Below are 16,254 nucleotides of genomic sequence, written 5' to 3' on the forward strand. Positions count from 1 at the left end.
TTAAAATTACTCATGTGTGACATATTTCCTATTTCAAAAAAAGAAAATGGAATATTATTTATGTAATAAATGACTTTTTAAAGAAAATCAATTAAATTTAGGAGGAAAAATATGAATATTATACCTACTATGGGAAATGTTGACACAATCGAAAGTCATAATACATTAGTGGAGAACTTGATGAATTCATCTACTCAAATAGTTCGTTGTTGTGTATCAAAGGCATCATATGATGAGCACGTTGAAGCTGTTAATTATGTACGGAATGAATTCAAAAAACATACAAATAAAGACTTACAATTAATGTTGGATATAGCATGGCCTAAGGACAAGAAAAGAATATGGATTGAAAGTGAACAACAGATCACTGGTGGAGAAACAGTTTATATATGTATAAGTGAAAATGAAATTTCCAATGACAAAAAAATTATCGTTGACTTTGATTGTTCATTATTTAATGTTGGCGAAGAGATATACCTGGGTAATGCAGAAATAATTTTAACTGTCACTCAAATTGGTGATAATTATCTACAATGCGTTGCGAATAATGATGGATTATTAAAGTCTGGTCTAGGTATAGCTTCGAAGCAGGGCTTTATTAAACCTTCAGCTGTTGATATTAAAGAGAAGTGTGTAAAATTAATCGATGTACTTAGACCTGAATGTATAGTTCTATCTTATATAGAAACAAGTGATGATGTCATTGAGTTTAAAGAGTTGTTGTTAAAACATATAAATTACAATCCGATTATTATGTCGAAGATAGAATGTTACTCAGCGATTAAAAATATAGATGCTATCATTGATGTCAGCGATGAAATTATGATAGCGAGGGGTTGTCTTGCTGTTAATGTTGGTCTTGAGAATCTATTGTTCGCACAGGATCTAACGCTAAGTAAATGTATTGAGAAAAATAAAAGATGTTGCATAGCATCGAATATTTTGAAATCGCTATCTTCGTCATATGCGCCTAATCGCGCTGATATATGTGATTTAGCACACATGGTTAAAGAAGGAGTAGATAATATAGTTATTACCGATTCGATATCCAGATCTTCAAGGTATAAAAATGTTGTTGAGTTTATTCGGAAAGTTGATCGCGTTTATAATTGAAAATAAGAATAAGAAAGGATTATCTATGTCATCCAGAATAATAAAGGACATTTCCGATTTTATATTTGTTGAAGATGAACCTCAAATTAGCGACGTTATTTTAATACCAGGTTCATCGAAATGGGAAATATCAAAAAAAGCAGCCGATTTATATAATCAAGGCTATGCAAAATATATACTCCCAGCTGGAAAGTACACCTCCAAGTTGGGGCGTTTTCCAAATGAGAGAATAACAAATGAACTTTATGCTGGAGAGTTCAAGACAGATTTTGAATTTTGTTCTAGTGTATTAATAAAGAATGGAGTTCCAAAAGAGGCGATTCTGTGTGAAGACCAATCGACTAACACATCGGAAAATGCCCAGTATTCTAGGGATATATTGAATATTAATAATATTTTGGTTAAAAAGGCAATTCTATGTTGTCAAGCATTCCATGCCCGTAGAGCACTTATGACTTATATTCATTGGTTTCCAGATACGATTATCTATGTAGTCCCGAGTGAAACTCAAAGCATTTCAAATGAAAATTGGCATGAAAGTCATACAGGAGTCAATAGGGTACTGGGTGAGTTGGAGAAATGCGGGAAATATTTTTCGGATTTTTTAGTTTCTAAATTAGAATAATAGGAGTTTATATGTCATTATATTCTGAGATGTTGATTCAAAGAGTATTAAAAAATCAATTCTGCCGTATACAAGATAATAATAGAAATATAAGTTATACAGAATTATATGAAGAAATATTTCGACTTGCTGCTATTTTTAACGAAATGGGAATCACAAAAGGGACGAAGGTAGTACTGGTTTTTGATAATTGCATAGAGTTTCTTTCATCAATAATAGCATTAAATAGTATCGAGGCAGTAGCTATTCCAGTTTATTTTAATCTCGGTATATCTAAGTTGGAGGAAATTAATGATGATCTAAATATAAATTTCCTGCTTACGAATTCATCAAGGTTATGTAACGAGTTATTGAAAAATGAATTTGAATACAAGCATAGATTTTATTGCACATCATCTGAAATTGATATTCTGGAAAAAAGAAGGGGTAGTTTCAGTGATGATGACGAAATGGAAGATGTTGCATTAATTTTACTAACATCTGGAACAATAAGTAGACCAAAAGGCGTAATGCTTACAAATGCTAACGTAATAGCTTCGATTAATAATATTTCCGGATTTTTGAATTTGAATGAATTGGATAAGCTTTTAATTATCAAAAATCCAGTTCACATATCTACGCTTGTCGGGGAACTGTTTGTTGGTATTTATAATCAATGTAGCTTCTTTTTGTCTAATAAACTATTAACACCGCGTTATTTTTCGGAAAAAATCACTAATGAAAATATATCAGTAGTATTCGCGACTCCGACCATACTCAATGACATAATGAAAAGTAATATAGAAATAAATGGTCATTCCTTGAGAATGATTCATTTCTCCGGTGAAATAATTAAATTTCATACCATCCTTGAAATAATGAGACATTTCTCTGGTGTTACATTAATTCAGGGATATGGTTTGACAGAAGCAGCTCCACGAATTACACAAATTTCTACAGAAGATATGTTAAGCAAAGAGAACTCGGTAGGTAAACCTATTGGTGACCAATTGGTAAGCATTATCGATGATAATGGCGAAAAATGCAAACCATTTACTATTGGAGAAGTACTTGTTAAGGGCTCGAATATTATGAAAGGCTATTATAAGAATAACAAAGGGTTAATAAAGGATTGGTTACATACTGATGATTTAGGCTATGTTGATCATGAAGGTTATCTATATATTGTGGGTAGAAAAGATAATATGATTATTATGAATGGCAGGAATATATATCCTGAAGAAATTGAAAGCGCATTATTATCATATGATGGAATAAAAGAAGCATTAGTGGAACTTATCGAGACTGAAGATAAACGATATATCCAAGCTAGTGTAACTGTACACAAAACTATATCAGTCATAGAAATAATTAGATTCTGTACGAAACATTTAGAAGACTATAAAATCCCACACACAATAAAAATTGTAGAAAAAATAACGAAAACCTATAGTGGAAAGTTATTGAGGAGATCTGCAGATGAGAAAAGAAGTTGATCAAAAAATTAGAACGATCCTTAGTGAAATGACGAATCAAGATTTAGATTTACTGGGGGAAGACTTTGTCTTAACACGGGATTTAGGTTTTGATTCAATACGTTTTATTGCGCTCATAGTGAATATAGAAAATGTGTTTTTAATTAATTTCGATGACAAATACCTTTCCATTGATAAAATCGATCAGTATTCTTTATTACTGGCCTATGTATGTCTAATGGTCTCGGAGTTGAAAACAAATGATTCTCAATCGTCTTGACAACCGCTTTTTAGATTTGATGCGAAGCTTGAAATCGAAGAATGAATACTACAAAGACAAGTTATCTAGCTTAGATCTAATCAATATTAATCCTGATCAGTTATATGAAATGCTCCCGTATACAGAACGAATGGATTTGCAGGAATTAGGTGAAACCATATATACATCTACTAACGAAGAAATTATTGTTGAAATGACTACTGGGACTACAGGAGTACCCTTACGATGTCCTAAAAATACTCGTGAACGTACAGATCTGGCTTTCGATATCTGGAAAAAAAGGCTATCAATAGACCGGGAAATAACGCCTAATAATTTCTATTTATTATATGGTTCTAATGCAAGAAAAGTATACAACTTTTTTGATTATGATATCCAGAATCTAAACAACTGCTTTAAATATTTATCACATATTCAGCCTCGTTGGTTATGCGGTTCGGTATCTGCCTTTTATAATTATGCTCAAGAGATCGATAATGGTAAATTACATCATAATATTGACAGCTTGCGTTATATAGAGTTTCAGGGTGAATATGTTGACCAAGAGAAGAGAGAATATATTGAAGACATCTTTAAGGTCAAAAGCGTTGTACATTATGGAAATAGAGAAATGTGGACCATAGCCTATGAGTGTAAGCATCAAACGCTACATCTCAATAGTAATGCAGTATACATAGAAATCAGGAATAATGACCCGGATAATGAATATGGAAATATTGTAACCACGAATTTACAATTGAAAACCCTTCCAATTATTAAATATGATACAGAAGATCTTGGATGTCTGATTGAGGTTGATTGTCCGTGCGGAAATAATAGTGCATTAAAAATGATTGACGGAAGAATATCCACACTAATTAAAGGAACCAAACTAAATGGCAATATTGTAATGAAAGGAATATACAATCGTATTGTCCGTAAAAATCAAAAGATCATGAAAAGATTTCGTGTTGTACAAATAGCTCCTAATAACTTTGATGTATTTATTATCAGGGGTGTAGAATTTTATGATGGATTACAAGTACTAATAAAGGATGAGTTCAGAAAAGTGATGGGGGAAGAAGTAGTCATTAATATTTTTTACGAGGATAGAATTGTGAGCAATAATGGAAAAATGGCTATATTTTCAGTGAATTATTAATTTTCTTCAAGAATGAACACAGTAAAAAGGAGTGCTTTTGTTGTGAAGGTATTATTATTATCTATTCAGGGAAAAGGGAATGAAATTATCGAAGAACCAGGCCTTGGTAGCTTAGCAGCTTCAGTAGGTGCAGAGGGCCATGAAGTGAAAGTAAAAAGATTTGCATATGAACTTGATTATGAACAATACCTAAAGGAATTTAATCCGGATATTATTGGGATTACAACATACGATAGATATTTCCATCACCAGGTTGAATATGCAAAGAAACTGAAACAAATTTTACCTTCCGTTGTAATAAGTATGGGGGGATATACAGCCACATATCATTATATGGATATAATGAAAGAATATGAATTTGTTGATTACATTATTATTGGTGAAGGCGAAATTTCTTTCACTCAACTAATAAAGAGTATTGAAAATAAAAGTAGCACCAAGGATATCAAGGGATTATGTTACCGATATCACAGTGAAATAATTGTTAATGAAGGTTGCTCTGTGGTTGATAACCTCGACGAATTACCATTTACTAATAGGGACATGCTTTTAGAACAAAAAAATAATCTAGTCAATATTACTACAACAAGAGGCTGTAGCTCTACTTGTACTTTCTGCTGTTCCAATAATTTCTGGAGAAATGGAGAACGAAGACGTTTCTTTCGTAAAATGTCAGCAACGCGTGTGGTTGACGAAATTGAATACTTGAAAGATAAATACAATAAAAATAGGTTTGTATTCAATGATAATAGTTATGAAGATTCCGGGATGAACAGACAAATTGAGGTTGCAAATGAATTAATGAAGAGGAATATTAAAATTGGATATAATGTTAATTATAGAGTTAATTTCTATAAAAAAGCATCAGAAGAGTTTATGTCACTATTAATTTCATCTGGATTATGTTCCGTATTTTTGGGTGTTGAGTCTGGAAATGATAAAGATTTAATATTGTACAACAAAAGAACAACGACGGATGATTGCTTTAATGCTGTACGATTTTTTTCTCAATTTGAGGATTTAGCGCTCATGATTGGATTCATAAACTTCAGTCCCTATTCGAGTGTTGAAACTCTCCAAGAAAATGTGATTTTCTTAAGGGAGATTGGGTATGCATGTGATTTGTCGAATTTTAGCAGTTGTCTAATTCCATTTAAAGGAACTTCATTGTATGAAAAAATAGAATCTGATGGACTATTAATAAAAGGTCCTCATATTGGAATGAATTCATTTAAATTTGAAAATGATCAAGTGGAAAGTGTTTATAAATATCTTGATCATGTTGTGAAAACAAATAAGATCCTAAAACAATCGAGTTATTTATGTGGGGTCTTCCCCACAATATTAGTATTTCTCATGCGTGATGCCAAGAATAATAATGATACGACAGCTATGGAAATCATTAGTAACGCAAATGTGGAAATGGAAAAGCTAAAAAGCGAGTTGAATCTAAAAATTAGTGAGTGGATGTTGGAATTATTGGAAACTGATAAGCTGGATACGAAAGCAGATGCTATAACGGAAAAATATCTCATACATCAAAATATCAGCAGCATTTATTCAGATTTAATGGCTGCTAGAAATAATTTATATAAAAACTTATGCCGTCATGACCCATATTATCTAAGCAGATTTTAATGGTGAAAGGCTAAACAACTATGAGAAAATTGATTTCTATATTAAGGCTCCACATTTATGGATATAAAGCATATCTTATTGTAGCATTTATTCTGATATTCTTAGTTTCTTTTATAAATATGTCACATCAATATGTGTTTGGGATTTTAATTGATCAATTATATTACAGTAAAAAAATCGATGTCTTTTTATGGATCATTTTAGCATATTTGCTTGTTTTTTTGTTGGGTCAAGCCATGCATCTAGGAATTAATTATATTTGGGCTAAGTTACAAATGGGCTTTCTGTACAACATAAGGCTAAACATGTTCAATAAAATATTAAGCAGCAAATTAGCCGAATCGGAGAGATATGATACAGGCGATCTACTGAAACGTATAAATTATGATTGTGGTGAGATTGTTTCATTGATTTATCATAATATATTTTATACGTTAGCCAATACGACCAAATTATTATTTGGTATTGGTATGATGTGTTATTTGAATATTGAAGTTGGGATTGTTTCAATAATCATTATACCAATAATAACTATACTAACATCAAAAATTAAAAAAAATATTAAAAAAGAACAAGCAAGCTTTCATGAAAATGAAAGTAAGTTAAACACCCAATTATTGGAGTACGCGTATTCATTAAATGAAATAATCCTCCAACAAGCTGGTGACTTTTTTCGTAAACGCATACTACAAACTAACAAAACAGTTAAACAAAATGATGGGAATTTACTGCAATTAACCAATAAGCATGATGTAATTACAGAATGTTTGCTACAGGGTGCCAATGTTATTATTTTTTTTATGGCATCTTATTATATCATTGCGGGTACCTCTACGGTAGGTCAGTTGGTTTCATTGATTGCATACTTCAACACTTGTAAAAGCTTGTTCAGAGGTTTATATCAGCGAAGGAATTTAATCGCACGAAATATATTGGCCATTGAAAGAGTATTAGACATTCTTATGCTGGAATCGGAAATTGTACATAGCTCTGAATTGCAATTAAAAAATGTGCATTCAATAAATGCAGAAAAATTAGGCTTTCATTATAAAGATAATGAAGATATTATAAATAACTTCTCATTAACGCTGAATGAGAAAGGATGGGTGGGGCTACAAGGTGATAATGGCAAAGGGAAAACAACATTACTAAAATTGCTGATAGGCTTATATCATCCTACAGACGGCATCCTTACAATCAATGATGTTAGTATAACTGAATTTACTCTTAAAAGTATAAGAGACAATATTGGAGTTGTTTGGCAAGAGTCTTTTGTGATCAATGACACTATAAGAGATAATATATTACTCGGAAAAGAGAATGTCAGTGATGAGGAATTAAATACGCTATTAAAGCAAGTTAAACTTGAAAAAGTAATATCCTCTTTACCTGATGGATTAAATACGAAACTGGGTACTGATGGTCAGTCTTTATCGGGGGGCCAGCTTCAAAGATTAATGATTGCAAGAGTATTATTAAATAAACCAAGTATTTTAGTTCTCGATGAAGCTACATCCGCATTAGATATGGATACCGAAAATAGTGTATTGAATGAGTTGTTAAATATATATCAGGATAAAATGATTATTTGGATATCACACTATAATAGAAATGCACATCTATGTAATAAGATAGTTGATATTAAGGCGGTTGGTCATGAATAGAGTATCGTATCTGCGGGGTATCCTGCCCTATTTAAATGTTAAACGGAACATGATGAACCTTACAATGAATAAATTTATTATGTTACTTTCAGGGATTGGTATTACCTATACTTACAAGATATTCATTGATGAGTTACTAGGTACCCCACAATTCAGCACCATAACCGTTATACTCATATTTTATTCGTCATTAGTGGCACTCTCTGCTATTTCTCAAATGGTAAATTGTAAAAATGAAGTTTTGATTATAACAAAATATAGTAACAATATGCGTAGTAGGTTATTGAGTAAGATTTACAATAACAATATACAAGAAAAAGATAATAAAGAAATCTTATTCGATTATGTGAAGAGTACTGAAGGGTTTATTAGTCAATCAATAGATATAATAATGCTCGTATTGTCGCTGATTGTTTATTTCTTTCTTTTAATGTTTCATAACTGGATTTTAACAATATTGATATTAATGTTCATTCCATTTTCAATCATGATATCAGCATATCTAGCTCGCAGAGTAAGAAGTCTTGATAGAGATTATAAAAAAATCTTTGCTGATTATGAAAGAGATACATCAGACATACTCGGTAATATTAAACATGTAAAATCAAACAATGCTGAAGTATTCATGCAAACTAAATTCAAAAAAAACTGGGATATACTGAACAAGCTGTATGTAAAACAATTTTTTTATTGGTGTTTGGATATCAGTTTATTTGAAATAAAGGAAAAAATCATATCGAGAATTATGCTGTTTTGTGTCGGGGGACTACTCATTATATATGGAAAAATGGACGTAGCAACCTTAGTAGTTATACTTTCATTTAATGATAAAATAATTGAGGGTATTGTACAATTGAATGAACTCTATCTTAAGGGTGAAATTGAGAAAATAGCACTTGATAGAATATTAGTTGTATTAAACAGGGATGAGCCGATACAAAGCATAGACCTGGAGAACTCAGAATTATCTATACTGGTCGATAACCTTAGCTATAGTTATGAATCTAAACAAGTGCTAGAGAAGATAAATTTAGAGATGGGTAAATATGGGATATACTCCATTGTGGGAGAGAGTGGCTCTGGTAAAACTACATTAGTCAATTTATTGTTGAAGATTTTGGAACTGAAGCAAGGTAATATACGGATCGGTAATAAAGATATAAATAAAATTCCAATACATTCTTTATATAAGCATATTGGCGTGGTGACTCAGGATGCAGTTTTATTTGATATGTCGATAAAGGAAAATATTTTAATATCAAATCCAGAAGCTGATGATGAACTTGTTTTAGAATGTTGCAAACGAGCAGATTTATTTAATTTCGTAAATGAATTGACGAACGGCTGGGATACAGAAATTGGTGAAAGAGGAGTTTTATTATCAGGAGGTCAAAGGCAAAAAATAGCTTTAGCAAGACTCTTTTTGAAGAAACCACTAATCTATGTTCTTGATGAAGCAACATCTAACATTGATTTAGAGGCGGAAATTATAATTAGACAAAGTTTAAATTTGTTGAGAGAAACAAACCTTATAATTATTATCTCTCATAGACTAACGTTAGTTAAAGATTCCGATTCTATTTTTGTTCTGAAGGACGGCAATATATTAAATAGGGGTTCACATGCAGAGTTGTCTGCTACGTCTGAGGAATATATAAGGGTTATTGCAGGAAAAGATCTTGAAGTACGCCAAGGGGGATATTATGAATACGTATGATCAACTGAATAATCGAACCAGTAAGCGGATGAGAATTTATGCACATTTAAGTCGAATCAATAAGAAGTACAATTTAAAAAGCTTATATATCCCTCCTATATCAATGGAAATTTTTCCGACAAATATCTGTAATTCCAGTTGTAAATTCTGCGCTTTTCACGAACGGAAAGGGGAGCATTTGGATAACAATATATTTGAATCAGTTGTGGAATCCTGCATAGAGATGGGCGTAAAATCTGTAACTATATCAGGAGGCGGAGAACCCACACTACATCAATACTTACCCATAGCAATAAATAAATTGGTTACTCATGGCATACAGGTAGGTCTTATAACAAATGGAGTGCATTTTAGTGAAGAACTAGAAAAAACAATTAATAAATGTAGTTGGGTTAGAGTTTCACTTTTGGCCGGAAATGCTGATCAATATTGCAGGTACATGAAATTCAATAGAGAACAATTTGATAAAGTTATAGGGAATTTATCCAGATTGGCCGATAGCAAGCAAAACATGATCTTGGGTACTACGATGATGTTAAGTAGTGAATATGGGGATTATAATTCTATTATTGAATACCTTGATGTAGTTTCAAAATTGAAAGTTGACCAAGTGTTCTTCACGGAAATGTTGGACGACTTTGGAGAATTTAAAATGAACAAAGACTACTATAGAAGCATTATAGATTCAGTAATACAACATGCAGAAAAGAGAAATATTGTTACCAATATAAGAAAATTTACTCAGGTTGAAAGCCAACCATACATTGATAAGGTACCAAATGAGAAATGTTCAATTATTGAAAAAAATCTAATTGGACTTGTTGTGCCAGATGGACGGGTTTTTTCTTGCTTGGGTCAGTATACAGCCATCGACAACGATAGAAGTTTAGGGAACGTAAACGACCAAGACTTAACGAAGATTTATAATCCGGCCAACTTAAATGAAAAAAATCAATTGATTTGCGAGAATGTATGCTCATATTGCAAGAATGCAAGTACCAGGATGGAACTTGATCGATATTTTTGCTCGAAGAAAGTTAAAAAAGTAAATGATCCTCATCATATGTTTATCTGAGGTAATAACAGCCAGGCCCCCTAAACTCGGAATATCACTCACCCAAAATCATCCTCACCCATTGCGAAAAGATAGTTAAGTAACCTCATTTCATTTATATCCTGAAATAGCTGGGAGAGAGAATTGATGAGTCGAAAAGTTCTGCCAATTAAGAAGCCTTTAGTAAAATGCTATCTGTATGATGCCTGTCCACTATCTATCTTGGCTAATACAGAAGATTATCTGGAATGGTTCTATAGTAACTATATTCAGTTATTCTGCAGTAAAAATATATTGGAGGATGGGTATTTATTTCTTGAGTTTTACGGGAAAAATCAGGCTTTCACCTCTCCTTGGCTTCAGAATCAACATTTGTCAGGATATGCATTAGTCAAGACACAGCAGGACATTATAAAGTTTATTATAGACAATATTGATCTTGGCTACTATTTTTATGGCCATTTAGATGATTTTTATGTCCCCTTCAGAATGGGCTATCGAACATTTCATTATTTACATGATCTGATGATCTATGGTTACGATGAGGAAGAAAATGTTTTTTTGGTAATGGCGTATGACAAGAATGCGCTTTTTGGTCACTTCGAGATTAGTTTTGATACATTTAAACAGGGATTTTCGCTGGATTATTCTATGACTACAAATAAACCATATTGGTACGATTGGGTCTATCTTTTCAAATTCAATAACCACGGGCAGTACAACTTTGATTTGAAGCTGGTAGAAGAACTGCTCCATGATTATTTATTTGGTATAAATACTTCTGAGAAACATCGGGCCTCAAGTAATCCATGGCCAAATGAGAACAAAGCTTTCGGAATGGAGGTGTATCAATATTTAAAAATGTATTTTATGCATCTGCTGAACCGCAAAATTGAATTTGATATAAGAATTACTAGTATTTTGGTTGAGCATAAAAGAAGTATGTTGGGAAGGATAAAGTACATACACGAAAAAGGATACCTCCAGGGTTTAGAACCTCTCTATGAGCGGTATGTTGAAGTGGAGAAGACATTCATTACTTTTCAAGGACTTATGATTAAATATAGGGTAACGGGGAAAAGAGCATGCATAGATAAAATTATTAATTCTCTTGACGACATTGCTCAAAAAGAAAAAATGATTTTATCCGAGCTGTTGAAGAAAATCGAACAGAATAATGCATTGAGGAAATGGAAGGAGATTGTGCAATGAGATTCAGCTTTATTATACCTGCTTACCAGAATAGGAATCTCCTTCTTAATTGCCTGAAAGCGCTTAATTATCAAGAGGGATACGGGAGAGACGAGTATGAGGTTATAGTGATAGATGATGGTTCAAATTATCCGTTATATCCTTTTATAAAAAATATAAACCAAAATTATTCTTTGGATTATATATATCTTAATAGAGATGAGTTATCCAGCAGATCCAGAGCCAGAAATCACGGATTGAAGGTAGCTAAAGGAGAATATATTGTTTTTATTGATGCAGATATCATTGTTAAACCTGATTACTTGAGCGAACTTGATCGTGTATTCCGGATGGAAGAGGAAGCGATGATCATTGGGACACGACTAATGCTTAGGGATAATGTTACATACCAGGATCTATGTAATAAGAATGTTTTTGATAAATTTTCATTAACAGCGGGTAAACCGGAAATGTTTGATTTTCGTCTTCCTATCTTTGATAAACTTTCATATAACAGCTCTGCGATGAAGTTCCCATATATCTATGGTTTAACATGCAATCTGGCCGTACCTAAAAGTAAATTAGAATTGACTGGCGGATTTGACGAAGAGTTAATATTCTGGGGGATAGAGGACATTGAGTTATCTTACAGACTGTATGAAGCAGGTGTGAAAATAATAATAAATAGTAAATTGGAAGTTTTGCATCAATTACATGGCAATCATGGCACCTTTGTCGAAGAAGATAAAATAGAGGGGCTATATAAAAATATTGATGTATTCCTGCGGAAGCACCGCGGTGTGCTGCCACTGTCGGATGAAGAAGTGAAAGCATTTTTTAGCAGCATAGCCACCAGGTATACTATGTTAGAGTCCCGTGAAGATATTCCTTTAAAATTGAGGTTCGACTTCCGTAAAAAACAGGATCTGGAAATGCTCAAAGAAGTAATTGAAAAAACCTCTGATTGGGAGGGGCTCGAATTAGAAGTCTATGATTTTATTGAGGATACTGATTTAGATATTTGGATTCAATTGCTGGGAAAAAGAAAAAGTTCGATAAAATACTTTCCTATAACAATGAAATGTATCTTTGAGAAAGGAGAGGTTATATATGAGGAAATATAGCATTGTCATCGTTACATACCAAATGAGAGAAACCTTGAGAAATACTCTGGAGGCATTAAATCATATGGAAGGATTCCGAAGAGATGAGTATGAGGTTATTGTTTCTGATGACGGATCTACAGATGGAACGCAAGAATATGTACGGGGGATTAACAGAAATTATGAAATGAAGTATATCTTTACGGAAAGAAGCAAGTTATCCTGCCGAAATAGGGCAAGAAATTTGGGAATCAAGGAGGCCGGCGGTGAGATTATTATTTGTATGGATGGAGACGTTTTAGCCAAAAAAAATCTGTTGAGTGAATTTGATAGATGCTATTCGCTGGACAGTAATATTGTAGTCGCTGGAGCACGGATTATGCTGGAGCAGGATGTGGAGTATGAAGCGGTGCATGATCAAAGTATATTCATGAAGCATAGATTTGACGGCAGTAATAATGATTCTCTGGATGACCGCTACAGAAAATATAATGTTCTATCCTACAACTCCAATGCTATGAAGCACTCCTGGCTTATGGCGCATACAAATATTGTTTCTATACCTAAAAAATATATCAACAAGGTAGGGCTCTTCAGTGAAGAAATAAAAGGTTGGGGTTTTGACGAGTCGGAATTGATGTACAGACTTTTTAAAGAGGGCGCCAAATTTATTATTAATCATAAAATCGAAGTCCTGCATCAGCCTCACAACGAGATAAGAGATACACCTGAGAGCGTAAAAGTAAATGAATTCACAAACAATATCAGCCTTTTTTTTATGAAACACCCTGATGCTCTGATTGAGTTGCCTGCAAATTTAGCTGACTATTTTATGAATGACCAAATGCTAAAGTTGTTTTCTCCTGCTCATGCTATTCTCAGAAGAATAGAACTTAATCTCAAAAATACTGAGGAATTACAAGAAATCAAGCAGGTTATTATAAAATGTCTTAATGAAGAAGGCTTGGAATTGGATGTGTACGATGATGTTGAAACTACAGATCTGGACATATGGATTCAATTGCTTGGTGAGACCAAGAGTATTATCAAATATTTCCCAATGTCTAAAAGAATCACTAGCAATGTTCTGGCTGGAGGGGAGAAATGAACTATATTGCCTATTTGGCTTACGGAAGACGTGAATTTGCTCAGGAAGCAATTTATTCAATTCTGTCACTCTATTATGCTGCCGGCTTTGAATTCCATAAAGACATTAGCATTATAATTTATACAGATCAAATCGATTTTTTCACACGTGTTTTTGGGGAGAATGACAGAATTATCTATCAGGAGTTCACAGAAACACTGAGGGAATCTTGGATGGAAGGGGGATACGTCCATAGAGCAAAAATAAAATTACTCCAAGACTGTATGGAGAAATATCCAGGTAATCTATTATTAGTAGATACGGATACGATCTTCATTAATGATAATCTAGGTGAGCTATTCTCAAGAATAAATCAAAGCCAATTTCATTTGTATGCTTCGGAAAATACCCTCGAGCAAAGAATGCGAATTCATCAGGACATGGTCATGGATCCTAATGAGCAGAACGCTGAACTAAGTTTGTTGAAGTATATTAAAGATAACAGTTTTATGACTAAGAGCGCTAATGAAATTAAAGTACCTCTTTCTATGGAAATGTGGAATTCGGGTGTGGTTGGACTTAATGAACCGCATCTTTTTTTACTGGATGAGGTTCTGGAAATGATAGATACGATTTATGAGAAGTTTCATTACCGTGTTTTAGAGCAATTTGCCCTGTCATTTGTCTATGGACAACAATACAGGATCTGCAGCACAGATTGTACTGTTCATCATTACTGGTACTCCAAAATCACCAGATATATAATATTAAGCTTTTTTAAGAGTGTCCAGGAAAAAGGGCAATTTAAGGATAGTCCTTTATGCAAAGATTTTAATATAGCTGAATTATTTGAATTTGAGCAAAAACACTTTTCTCAAGATATCGAGAATTACAAAATGGAAGAGTTGTATCAAATTGAGTGTGTGGAATTGGATTATGAGCAGATCATTCCGTATGCAGCCACAATATTGAAATATTTCTGGGATATGAATTATCTTAAAATGTTTATCCCTGAGAATAGTTATTTTGGAGAAATACTAAAGCGAATACTAAATGAAAATGCGATTTGATTATAAAGATAATTAAAGGCAATATTTTAAGTAACATTCAGGGAGGAGTATTTGTGGTTATACATAGAGCAATTAAACCTTATAATGACCTTTGGTTAGACTGTGTCTCAAACAATTTGATAGCTATGCTCATCTATGAAAATGAATCATTCATAAATATTCCATGCTATATGGATGCAGTTTATTTAAAAAAAGTTCTACATCAATCTTATAGTTCTGAAGATATACAGGGAGGTTTGGTCGATCATGGCGCGTATTTTCCTAAAATCCAATATTCACAACACTTACTTACTCACTTAATTTATAGAATTTCAGGAGAACAAGATATATTAGGTGAAAAAATACATACTGCTATAAAAGAAAAGCTTGATGATGGTTTTTTTGTGTTTATTACAGTTGACCGTTTTTTTTATCCCTCCGGTGTGAATTCAAAAATATCACATATGGTACACCCCGCTTTTATATATGGATATAACGATGAGGAAGGCTGTTATCATTCTATTGAAGATTGTATTACTATGGGGAAAATGGACTATTACAACATTCCGTTCACCTCTTTAGACCAATCTATAAAATATTTTAAAGAATTGGATAAAAATGTGGATGTTTCTTATTGCAGGGTGAATGAGTCAGATGGGAGTTTTAAACATCATGTAGAACTATCACAGGTAATAAAGTCACTGGAAATCACATTATATGGAGGTCAGATTTATAATAAAAATTACGATTTATATTATCACAGCGGAATCGATGCACTAACAAATTATTTGGAAGAATTTGAATATTTATTCTTCAATTTAAAAGATGAAAATCAATTTAAGGCACGGACTCTTTCTTTCTGTCAGCTTCATGAGCGTAATCGAAGGTTAACTCAGCTTATTTCAGAAAGCTATGGAATAGATATCTCCGACATTGATGAAATTTTTATACAACTTCAGAGAAAATGGGAGTCATTTAAAAATAGAAGTTATTACTTGTTAGAAATAAAAAGAATGAATGGTGTCAACCATAACCACAATGATCTTGAAAAGTTGCGTTTTTTACTGGAAAGTATAATTGAGTTGGAGCGGAGTGCAGCAGAAAGTCTGCTTCTATTATGTAAAAAGAGTTAGAAACT

General features: G+C 32.8%; 14 protein-coding genes. All 14 read left to right on the forward strand.

Going from position 1 to position 16,254, the window contains the following annotated elements:
- Positions 1-111 precede the first annotated feature (111 nt).
- Positions 112-1,113, forward strand: a complete 1,002-nt coding sequence (locus PBOR_RS08075; protein WP_042211216.1) for a pyruvate kinase — start codon at positions 112-114, stop codon at positions 1,111-1,113.
- A gap of 25 nt (positions 1,114-1,138) precedes the next feature.
- Positions 1,139-1,738 carry a YdcF family protein gene (locus tag PBOR_RS08080; RefSeq protein ID WP_042211217.1) on the forward strand — a complete coding sequence of 200 codons (600 nt, stop codon included), beginning with the start codon at positions 1,139-1,141 and terminating at the stop codon, positions 1,736-1,738.
- A gap of 11 nt (positions 1,739-1,749) precedes the next feature.
- On the forward strand, positions 1,750-3,213 hold the full coding sequence (locus PBOR_RS08085; RefSeq protein WP_042211218.1) for a class I adenylate-forming enzyme family protein: 1,464 nt from the start codon (positions 1,750-1,752) through the stop codon (positions 3,211-3,213).
- Positions 3,197-3,472 (forward strand): acyl carrier protein, encoded by a 276-nt coding sequence (locus PBOR_RS08090; protein WP_042211219.1) that lies wholly within the window; start codon positions 3,197-3,199, stop codon positions 3,470-3,472. The genes PBOR_RS08085 and PBOR_RS08090 overlap by 17 nt, the downstream gene beginning before the upstream one ends.
- Positions 3,453-4,613, forward strand: a complete 1,161-nt coding sequence (locus tag PBOR_RS08095) for a phenylacetate--CoA ligase family protein (RefSeq protein ID WP_042211220.1) — start codon at positions 3,453-3,455, stop codon at positions 4,611-4,613. The genes PBOR_RS08090 and PBOR_RS08095 overlap by 20 nt, the downstream gene beginning before the upstream one ends.
- A gap of 42 nt (positions 4,614-4,655) precedes the next feature.
- Positions 4,656-6,251 carry a B12-binding domain-containing radical SAM protein gene (locus PBOR_RS08100; RefSeq protein WP_042211221.1) on the forward strand — a complete coding sequence of 532 codons (1,596 nt, stop codon included), beginning with the start codon at positions 4,656-4,658 and terminating at the stop codon, positions 6,249-6,251.
- A gap of 20 nt (positions 6,252-6,271) precedes the next feature.
- The gene (locus PBOR_RS08105) at positions 6,272-7,915 is read left to right on the forward strand and encodes an ABC transporter ATP-binding protein (RefSeq protein ID WP_042211222.1); all 1,644 of its coding nucleotides are present in this window, start codon (positions 6,272-6,274) and stop codon (positions 7,913-7,915) included.
- 64 nt (positions 7,916-7,979) lie between these two features.
- A complete protein-coding gene (locus PBOR_RS08110; protein WP_218918889.1) occupies positions 7,980-9,632 on the forward strand; it encodes an ABC transporter ATP-binding protein in 1,653 nt (550 codons plus the stop codon).
- Positions 9,619-10,707: a radical SAM protein gene (locus PBOR_RS08115; protein WP_042211224.1), complete on the forward strand. Its 1,089-nt coding sequence runs from the start codon at positions 9,619-9,621 to the stop codon at positions 10,705-10,707. The genes PBOR_RS08110 and PBOR_RS08115 overlap by 14 nt, the downstream gene beginning before the upstream one ends.
- Positions 10,708-10,833: 126 nt before the next feature.
- On the forward strand, positions 10,834-11,898 hold the full coding sequence (locus PBOR_RS08120) for a cysteine peptidase family C39 domain-containing protein (protein WP_042211225.1): 1,065 nt from the start codon (positions 10,834-10,836) through the stop codon (positions 11,896-11,898).
- The gene (locus PBOR_RS08125; RefSeq protein WP_042211226.1) at positions 11,895-13,001 is read left to right on the forward strand and encodes a glycosyltransferase family 2 protein; all 1,107 of its coding nucleotides are present in this window, start codon (positions 11,895-11,897) and stop codon (positions 12,999-13,001) included. The genes PBOR_RS08120 and PBOR_RS08125 overlap by 4 nt, the downstream gene beginning before the upstream one ends.
- Positions 12,988-14,088, forward strand: coding sequence for a glycosyltransferase family 2 protein (locus tag PBOR_RS08130; protein WP_042211227.1), 1,101 nt, complete (start codon positions 12,988-12,990; stop codon positions 14,086-14,088). The genes PBOR_RS08125 and PBOR_RS08130 overlap by 14 nt, the downstream gene beginning before the upstream one ends.
- Entirely contained in the window at positions 14,085-15,137 is a 1,053-nt protein-coding gene (locus PBOR_RS08135; protein ID WP_042211228.1) for a hypothetical protein, read from the forward strand. Before PBOR_RS08130 ends, PBOR_RS08135 begins: the two co-directional genes overlap by 4 nt.
- On the forward strand, positions 15,134-16,249 hold the full coding sequence (locus tag PBOR_RS08140; RefSeq protein WP_042211229.1) for a hypothetical protein: 1,116 nt from the start codon (positions 15,134-15,136) through the stop codon (positions 16,247-16,249). The genes PBOR_RS08135 and PBOR_RS08140 overlap by 4 nt, the downstream gene beginning before the upstream one ends.
- Positions 16,250-16,254 lie beyond the last annotated feature (5 nt).

This window comes from Paenibacillus borealis (assembly GCF_000758665.1).
In the GTDB taxonomy this organism is placed as follows: Bacteria; Bacillota; Bacilli; order Paenibacillales; family Paenibacillaceae; genus Paenibacillus_AQ; species Paenibacillus_AQ borealis.

What these genes read in the sequence shown, in the direction of transcription:
- PBOR_RS08105 (WP_042211222.1), top strand. Translation starts at nt 6,272, where the DNA reads ATGAGAAAATTGATTTCTATATTAAGGCTCCACATTTATGGATATAAA.
- PBOR_RS08135 (WP_042211228.1), top strand. Translation starts at nt 14,085, where the DNA reads ATGAACTATATTGCCTATTTGGCTTACGGAAGACGTGAATTTGCTCAG.
- PBOR_RS08090 (WP_042211219.1), top strand. Translation starts at nt 3,197, where the DNA reads ATGAGAAAAGAAGTTGATCAAAAAATTAGAACGATCCTTAGTGAAATG.
- PBOR_RS08120 (WP_042211225.1), top strand. Translation starts at nt 10,834, where the DNA reads ATGAGTCGAAAAGTTCTGCCAATTAAGAAGCCTTTAGTAAAATGCTAT.
- PBOR_RS08075 (WP_042211216.1), top strand. Translation starts at nt 112, where the DNA reads ATGAATATTATACCTACTATGGGAAATGTTGACACAATCGAAAGTCAT.
- PBOR_RS08085 (WP_042211218.1), top strand. Translation starts at nt 1,750, where the DNA reads ATGTCATTATATTCTGAGATGTTGATTCAAAGAGTATTAAAAAATCAA.
- PBOR_RS08110 (WP_218918889.1), top strand. Translation starts at nt 7,980, where the DNA reads ATGAATAAATTTATTATGTTACTTTCAGGGATTGGTATTACCTATACT.
- PBOR_RS08130 (WP_042211227.1), top strand. Translation starts at nt 12,988, where the DNA reads ATGAGGAAATATAGCATTGTCATCGTTACATACCAAATGAGAGAAACC.
- PBOR_RS08080 (WP_042211217.1), top strand. Translation starts at nt 1,139, where the DNA reads ATGTCATCCAGAATAATAAAGGACATTTCCGATTTTATATTTGTTGAA.
- PBOR_RS08125 (WP_042211226.1), top strand. Translation starts at nt 11,895, where the DNA reads ATGAGATTCAGCTTTATTATACCTGCTTACCAGAATAGGAATCTCCTT.
- PBOR_RS08095 (WP_042211220.1), top strand. Translation starts at nt 3,453, where the DNA reads ATGATTCTCAATCGTCTTGACAACCGCTTTTTAGATTTGATGCGAAGC.
- PBOR_RS08115 (WP_042211224.1), top strand. Translation starts at nt 9,619, where the DNA reads ATGAATACGTATGATCAACTGAATAATCGAACCAGTAAGCGGATGAGA.